Below are 1,339 nucleotides of genomic sequence, written 5' to 3'. Positions count from 1 at the left end.
GAAGCGCCCCGGGTTTGTCGGAGACCGGCGAGTTTGGCGTTACGCCGCGCGTGCGGCCAACGCCTGTTTCCGATTGTAAGCTTCCTCTGCTTCAGCAGGCGACACATAGCCGAGTGGGCCGAGCAGCCGGCGATGGTTATACCAATGGACCCATTCGAGTGTCGCCAGCTCAACGGCCTGCAAGTCAGGCCATGAGCGCCGATGGATGACCTCCGCTTTGTATAAACCGTTGATGGTTTCGGCCAATGCGTTGTCGTACGAATCACCGACGCTGCCCGCTGATGGTTGCACACCTGCACCCAGCAAGCGGTCTGTATAGCGAATGCAAAGATATTGCGACCCGTGGTCCGAGTGATGTATGAGACCCTCGCCCGGTTGGCGTTCGTGCAGCGCCTGATTTAACGCATCGAGTACGAAGTCTGTGCGCATCGAGGTCGATACGCGCCATCCCACGATGCGCCGTGCAAACACATCGGTCACGAACGCTACGTACACGAAGCCTGACCACGTCGAACAGTACGTAAAATCCGCGACCCACAGCGCATCAGGTTGGTCGGCCCGGAACTGCCGCTTGACCAAGTCCGATGGGCACGGCACCGCATCATCTCGCCGAGTGGTTCTGATCACGCGGCCGCGCCGCACACCCTGGAGGCCCATCGCTTTCATCAGGCGCTCGACCGTGCAGCGCGCAACCTTCACCCCGTCACGCAACAGTTGTCGCCACACCTTGCGTACCCCATACACGGCGAAATTGTCCTCCCAGATCTGTCTAATCTGGGTCTTCAATACAGCGTCGCGGCGCGCTCGTGTCGACCGTTGCTGCGGGTCGTGGCGGCGAACCGTATGCCGATAGTATGTCGACGGGGCGATCGGCAGCAACCGGCAGATCGACTCGACCCCGTAAAGCGCACGGTGATCGTCGATAAACGTGATCATGACTTTGGTCGGCGGTCGAGCTCCGCCTGCGCGAAATACGCGGACGCCTTGCGCAAAATCTCGTTGGCCGTGCGCAATTCCCGATTCTCACGCTCCAGCTCCTTGAGCCGCGCCAGGTCCGTCGTCGTTGAGCCCGCCCGCTGCCCGCGATCGCGCTCGGCTTGATTAACCCAATTGCGCAGCGTCTCACGCGACATGCCCATCTTCGAGGCAATCGAACGCATCGCCGCGCCCTGCGTCTCGTATTCGTGCTGGTGCTCCAAGACCATCCGGACCGCACGCTCCCGAACCTCATCGGAATATCTCGCCCCCGTCGGCTTCTTTACTTTGCTTGCGTTTTCCATTCTTCAAATCTCCCGTTACAGCCAAGATCCAAAGTCTCCTACATTTCCGGGGCGCTTCA

At 60.3% G+C, this 1,339-nt stretch carries 1 protein-coding gene and 1 other annotated feature; the gene reads right to left on the bottom strand.

Going from position 1 to position 1,339, the window contains the following annotated elements; genetic code table 11:
• Positions 1-39: 39 nt before the first annotated feature.
• Positions 40-1,280 (bottom strand): IS3 family transposase gene (locus AWB81_RS43010; protein WP_374730558.1). Its coding sequence is split into 2 segments (ribosomal slippage): positions 40-968 and positions 968-1,280, totalling 1,242 coding nucleotides; the frame shifts between segments, so codons are not numbered across the junction.
• Positions 862-978, bottom strand: a sequence feature (AL1L pseudoknot). Its footprint overlaps the gene before it by 117 nt.
• Positions 1,281-1,339: the final 59 nt, after the last annotated feature.

The sequence above is a fragment of the Caballeronia arationis genome (assembly GCF_001544975.2).
Classification (GTDB): domain Bacteria; phylum Pseudomonadota; class Gammaproteobacteria; order Burkholderiales; family Burkholderiaceae; genus Caballeronia; species Caballeronia arationis.
This window is presented reverse-complemented; position numbering and strand designations above follow the sequence as displayed.